This window comes from Vibrio sp. 10N.261.46.A3, assembly GCF_041472995.1.
In the GTDB taxonomy this organism is placed as follows: domain Bacteria; phylum Pseudomonadota; class Gammaproteobacteria; order Enterobacterales; family Vibrionaceae; genus Vibrio; species Vibrio coralliirubri.
In genome coordinates this window covers 1-5,932 of the sequence record NZ_JBFRRH010000102.1, presented here as the reverse complement: position 1 = coordinate 5,932, position 5,932 = coordinate 1, and the positions used below count along the sequence as shown (strand labels likewise).

At 38.0% G+C, this 5,932-nt stretch carries 6 protein-coding genes; 2 read left to right on the top strand and 4 right to left on the bottom strand.

Annotated features, from left to right (window positions below; translation table 11 throughout):
* Window positions 1-258 precede the first annotated feature (258 nt).
* Window positions 259-1,233: a hypothetical protein gene (locus AB4484_RS21255; RefSeq protein ID WP_133149753.1), complete on the top strand. Its 975-nt coding sequence runs from the start codon at window positions 259-261 to the stop codon at window positions 1,231-1,233.
* Window positions 1,234-1,422: 189 nt separating this feature from the next.
* Here the strand turns inward: AB4484_RS21255 and AB4484_RS21250 are convergent, their stop codons facing one another.
* Both AB4484_RS21250 and AB4484_RS21245 read right to left on the bottom strand, forming a co-directional pair.
* Window positions 1,423-2,181 (bottom strand): hypothetical protein, encoded by a 759-nt coding sequence (locus AB4484_RS21250; protein ID WP_371694465.1) that lies wholly within the window; start codon window positions 2,179-2,181, stop codon window positions 1,423-1,425.
* A 272-nt stretch (window positions 2,182-2,453) separates the two neighbouring features.
* A complete protein-coding gene (locus AB4484_RS21245) occupies window positions 2,454-3,473 on the bottom strand; it encodes a hypothetical protein (protein ID WP_372080276.1) in 1,020 nt (339 codons plus the stop codon).
* A gap of 264 nt (window positions 3,474-3,737) precedes the next feature.
* Between AB4484_RS21245 and AB4484_RS21240 the strand changes: the two genes are divergently transcribed.
* Window positions 3,738-4,217 carry a GIY-YIG nuclease family protein gene (locus tag AB4484_RS21240; RefSeq protein ID WP_372080274.1) on the top strand — a complete coding sequence of 160 codons (480 nt, stop codon included), beginning with the start codon at window positions 3,738-3,740 and terminating at the stop codon, window positions 4,215-4,217.
* Between the two features lie 134 nt (window positions 4,218-4,351).
* Here the strand turns inward: AB4484_RS21240 and AB4484_RS21235 are convergent, their stop codons facing one another.
* Window positions 4,352-5,038, bottom strand: coding sequence for a hypothetical protein (locus tag AB4484_RS21235; protein WP_065605109.1), 687 nt, complete (start codon window positions 5,036-5,038; stop codon window positions 4,352-4,354).
* Between the two features lie 135 nt (window positions 5,039-5,173).
* The gene (locus AB4484_RS21230; protein WP_372080272.1) at window positions 5,174-5,788 is read right to left on the bottom strand and encodes a hypothetical protein; all 615 of its coding nucleotides are present in this window, start codon (window positions 5,786-5,788) and stop codon (window positions 5,174-5,176) included.
* Between the last annotated feature and the right edge of the window lie 144 nt (window positions 5,789-5,932).

Below are 5,932 nucleotides of genomic sequence, written 5' to 3'. Positions count from 1 at the left end.
TTCTACTCCATTCACATAACGCCCTGTTAAGGTGTGAGCAACGCAATACCGAAGCTCCCGCACACCACCTTAACCACAAAACGCAACGCACAGTGAAAATGCCACGCGTTGCGAATCACTCTTAAACAGCTTGTTATGCATTTTATTTATTAAAATTCAAGTACCTATACTACCAAAACTTGTTTCTTAGCAAAATCATTTACATCCAAACAACTTCACATTAAGCTGTATATAAATACAGTAACTAAGTATATGCACATGAAATATAGAAAGTACTTAATGGAAGGTGGTTTAGAGCTTTTTTCGAGCGGCGCAAATGTGATCCAACCGCACTCGCTCTACCATATCAAGAGAGATGAAGCACTAAGAGATATTTTGGAAGGTTGTAACCTATACATGATCGCTAGAAGAAGGCGAATAAGTATCGACCCGAACTCATTCAAGTTAGTTGGTAATAGCCTTACTGGAGACTTTCTTGTACAAGATGGACTTGAGCATGAAAGGTTTGCCTTCACATATACTCCAGATGAGACAATAGTCGCAGCCCAAGCAGTATCTTACCCAGAAGATCGAGTAGTACTTATTACAAATACTGGAGCTTCACTAAACCTTTCCATGATGTCTTTCATGACTCAGTGTCAGTATGACTTGGACGGCGCTGATGAACTTGAGATCTTGTATATCGGAAAAGCCTATGGTCAATCAGGGGAACGATTGGCAATTGACCGTCTCGAAGCTCATAGCACGTTCCAACGAATTTTAGCTGATACATTGTTCAGCAAACCCGACCATGAAATACAAATTTTAATGTTTAGATTTGAGCACTATAAGAAACATGCTAGTGGTGCGGGTGATTTTTCTTTGACACCAATCGCCACTGATGATGAAAGCATCGATCATTTTTATGATGTTATGAATGCAGAATTTGATCGAGAAAACAGAGTATTGTTAGCTGAAGCTGGGCTGATTAGATATTTCGAACCTGAATATAACAAAATGTATAAAAAAACGTTCCCTTCAGATAAACATAAAATTTTAGCTGATATTCTATCAAAGGATTTTTCAGGCTTAACTGTGCAAGTCGATACTCAAAATATAAAAACAAGTGTTTACTCTAGAAAAGTTAATTCTTTTGTACCTAATTTGTCTGTGATACACCCTCACGTTCATATAGCCAAAATCCCTTTAAATACCAAAGACGAAAGAGAGTCATTCTTACATGGCTTCTTGTAGCTATTGCCTGTGCGCGAATCTGCTAACCGATTCGCGCAAAAATGCATAACGCCGCATTAAGGTGTGAGCAACGCTACCACGAAACTAAACCATACCACCGTAAACACAAAACCCAACGATGACACCAAAATGCCAAGCGTTGGGAATCACTCTTAAATGCTTTGTTATATAAATTATTTGTATCTATAGTCAGCTTAGGTCGATTGACTTCATAGTTTCAATCGAATAATCAACTAGAGAAAACTCTAGATCATTATATTCTTCATTTGGCAGTTGCCAAATGGCTTCTACTAGTTCTTTGCAGCACTGAGAGAGATAGTTAGCTAAGCCTTTATCGTTGTCGTCGAATGCTGATTTTGCGGCTGAAATTAGTGTTAAAAGAGCAAGTACATTATGTCTACATGTACTGACATCACCATTTATTCCTAAGATCGTCTCTTTGACCATCTCAATAGCACCAGACTTATTAAGCATTTCAAAGCCATTTTTGTTGACAGTATCAACTATCAAATTAGCACTTTCAGCAATAAGATCATCAAGGGAAAAATCTTTATGCGCTAGTTCATATTTTCCAATACCAAAGCGCTTCATTACTTTGTCTGCAACTTTAGTTCTAAATTGAACCATCAATGTCTTATTTGACATTAATTGCATACATGTATGAAGTAGAAATTGCTGAGGTCCGTCCGGTCCATCTACTTCAGCAAAAGAGCGGTTCATTGCTCCATTATATTGTGCTGGTGAGATTCCACTAGCTCTTGCAAAAGCAATTGCTTCCCTATCACCTTGGCTAGCAGCTTCTACTTCTTCCAAAATGAACTGGTACGCAACATGCTTTGCCCCCAATTTTTCACAGATAATTTCAGAGATCCTGTCTGATGCATGCTCGATTCCGTCTTGCTTAATGAGCTTCTCCAAAGGAGATTTTTTTCTGAATAATCCAAACATCACTTTATACCGCTATAAATACTTTACCTAAAAGATGAGCTTGCTCATCTAGATGCGTAATCGAAAGCGGACTTTTACTATCTTTTTTTAATTAGTGAAAACAAATTATTTCTTTCAATACGATAAACTTAGCTGATTTATATAACGCCCTGTTAAGGTGTGAGCAACGCAATACCGAAGCTTCCGCATACCACCTTAAACACTAAAAGCAACGCATAGTAAAAATGCCACGCGTTGCGAATCACTCTTAAACAGATTGTTATATGAAAACTCTACTCGCTCAATATATTGGTTTTGATTGTTACATCGTATCGATATGGACACTCTGCTTGAATACGCGTTTCGTCTAGCCTATACAGCCCAAGAATAGGATGAGTTTCCAACTTCTCTAAAGATACTAAAACTAAAAGGTCTTCAATTAAATGCATCATGTTTGAACAGAATACATCCAAATCATTGAGCAGGTCATGTGGACCTATTTTTATCTCCAACTTGTTAGTTAGATCATACGTCCAAGTAGGGGCTGAAAAACGATTACCGGGGTTAATACTGAAGTTTTCGATTTTAATATTTTGCCCAACGCTAGCGTGTTCAATTGCGTTGCGACACTCTGAAAGCATGCGAATCCACGACATATCCTGTGATAGTAATTTAACGATTTCGTTGCTTTCACCAAGCTGATCACGCAAGGATTGAAGATGCTTATTAAAATGTGACTCGTTTCTACCATTAATTGGAATTTGATAAAACAAAGCTAGAAACTTAAAACTATCGATAAGTACTAACTTAGCATTGGTAAGGAACACTCGTACTTTAGATTCTAACTCTGGAACCTTTGGCAACGCTGGCATAAAGTCATTGTTCTGATTATCCGAGATGATTTTATCGCATTTTGGCATTAGGTCTTGATAGTATTCTTCAAGCTCCACAACCACTTTTCGACAGTTTAAAAGCAGTCCATTCATATTCCAAACATGTGATAAAACCTGATCATTGTTCACGTCAGCACTTGAAATATAAGGGGCAAGCTTTTTGGCTTGCATCAAAACACGTGCAACATACTCAGATTTACAGCCAAAATCGTAGATTTTGTCGTAAGAATGTTTCGTCTCTAGATCGGTTCTCTGAGGATCAATAGAGTCTGCAGTAAGCATCCTAAAAATGCTATTGGCTTTTATCAGATACAAAGACTCACCAATAACTAATGATTCAATAATAGGTTCTTGCATATCAAGGTTATCGGGATCTTTTACTTCAACAGAAAACGCACTGTCGCGATCATATTTTCTCATAGTTTCTCCGAAGCCTCTTTTTCATATAACGCCCAATTAAGGGGTGAACAACGCTACCACGTAACCTAACGCATTGTACCGTAAACATTAAATTTGAAGTAGAAGCAAAAGTGCCAAGCGTTGTGAATCCCTCTTAAATTGCTTGTTATGCGATTGATTTTTGACTTAACTATGCGTTTTCTTGCTTAGCAACTATTGTAAAATTAGAATGCTCCCAATTTTTTGATTCCACTATTGAGGTGTAACGTGGACTGCGTATACATAATGACTAACATTTCAAACCATTGCATTATAAAGGTTGGATATAGCAATGACCCAGAACGCAGAGTCAAAGAACTAAATAAACAGGAATACGGCAAGGACCTAGGTTGCAGCCAATGGCAGATCCATACTCTCTACCGTTCAAAGTCAGGTTTATCAGCTAGGGCCCTTGAAACAAAAGCCCACAGACTACTTTCTAGATACCAAATAAAGGTCAGTGCTATTAGCAACAGTGAACTATTCGCATGTACCGCCGATACCGCTAAAGCAATTTTAGCTTCTGCCCCATCATCTACAAAGAAACGGAAAACAGAAACCAGACAATTCATGGGCCAAGTTATTGGACAATTAAAGTGTCCTATAACTGGAGACACATATTATTACGCCAATCAGCAACGTTTTAATTTTCGTACAAAAGAAACCGAAGATTTGACAGAGCAAGAATGGTTAAGTGCGAAAAAGCTTTATGAGAGCATTCAATGACAAATCGCATAACGCCCTGTTAAGGTGTGAGCAACGCAATACCGATGCCGCCGCATAACACCTTAATCACTTAAACCAACGCATAGTAAAAATGCCACGCGTTGCGAATCACTCTTAAACAGTTTGTTAGGGCACTACGCAAAGCGTTTGTTGTATAAGTTTAATTGCTTACAAGCAATAGAATAGTCATAAAATGTGCTTGCCCATGCACTAAGGTCTTGATTACTTGTTGGTGTTCTTGATGTATTTTCAATCACCATAAAATGAGTGCAGTCATCCACTGCCGATAAAAGCTTCACATGCTCACTGTCTAAGAAAGGCATTTTCTCAAATATCTTGCTGATCACTTTCTGACTACGAAACCTATATGAATCCATGAACTGCAACCAATTAACATAACTTCGTGAAGTGCGAGATACCATCGGTGCATCGCTGTTAGGATCAATCTGCGCAAATAGCCTCTGAACCTCAGATTTAGATGGGTACAACTCATCACTAGTAATGTTCAACTTGTTTTGAATTGCTCTTATAACACTTTCATAATCATGAATGACCGCCTTAGATTTTCCTACAACGTAGGCATCAATATTTTCTTTATCTTTGAGTTCTTTTATATGCACCACGACGAAGTAGAAAATGTAGCTGACTACCATTCCGATACAAAAGTTATAGTAAGCATTTAATAGCCCAGCCCCGCCATCAAAAAGTTCAGGTAGGTTATTAAATAAAGTATCAGTTAGAACAATGGACACCAAGCTAATCAAAAGCAATACATTTAATGTGGTATCAACTGATCTTATGTAGTTGTATAAATTCTTCATTTTTCTCCTGTCGCCCTAACGCCGCATTAAGGTGTGAACAACGCGACCACTAAACTCAACCAGACCACTGTAAACACTGAACTCAACGATGGAATGAAAAATGCCAAGCGTTGAGAATCACTCTTAAATGCTTTGTTATGTTTGTTGTTCAGCCTTTGCTGCTCTTTCACTTTCCAAGTTAGAAAGGTACATTTGAAGACCGATTTGCCCATCAAGAACCCTTGGGGAAGTAGCTATGGTTTCTTTATAATCATAGGAATCTATCGGGTCTTCATAAGTTTCAGACCATCGCGCAAACTCAATAATTACAACAGCTGAATTTGGTTCAATATTCTCTGAAGAGTGAAACATATGCTTCCCAGAAAAGTACCCTGGATTGTTGAACTCATTGTTTTTTAGCAGCTTATAAAGTTCATGCCTCCACTGTTCGGTATTCTCATCACAGATTAACTTATACCTTTCTGTCTTTAAGTTTTTGCGAAGAGTATAGAACCGCATGATATAACGAGCAGCAGTCAACCAATTGAGACGATTTGCTTTAGGAGGAGATACATTCTCACCATTGTCTGTAAGTGCCTTATAAGCACTTTCTAGCAAAGATATAGCGTATTCACTAAGTTCTTTGTCTTCTTGTATCTGAAAATCTAGCTGATTTTTCTTTTTAGAGTTTCGAAAACTCATCATCGATATTACCAACGAAAATATTGCTATAACCGGAGTCACTACTTTAAATAGAATTTCAATATCCACTCATTTGTCCCAATTTAGAGAAAAACATAACGCCGCATTAAGGGGTGAGCGACGCCAAACACCACAGCTTCGACAAACCACTTAAAACACAAAAGCTGAATTTAGACGAAAACCGCCAAGCGTTGCGGTGTTTTTCAAGGTAGT

Coding starts and splice junctions, on each gene's coding strand:
- AB4484_RS21235 (WP_065605109.1), bottom strand. CDS start 5,038: ATGAAGAATTTATACAACTACATAAGATCAGTTGATACCACATTAAAT.
- AB4484_RS21255 (WP_133149753.1), top strand. CDS start 259: ATGAAATATAGAAAGTACTTAATGGAAGGTGGTTTAGAGCTTTTTTCG.
- AB4484_RS21240 (WP_372080274.1), top strand. CDS start 3,738: ATGACTAACATTTCAAACCATTGCATTATAAAGGTTGGATATAGCAAT.
- AB4484_RS21250 (WP_371694465.1), bottom strand. CDS start 2,181: ATGTTTGGATTATTCAGAAAAAAATCTCCTTTGGAGAAGCTCATTAAG.
- AB4484_RS21245 (WP_372080276.1), bottom strand. CDS start 3,473: ATGAGAAAATATGATCGCGACAGTGCGTTTTCTGTTGAAGTAAAAGAT.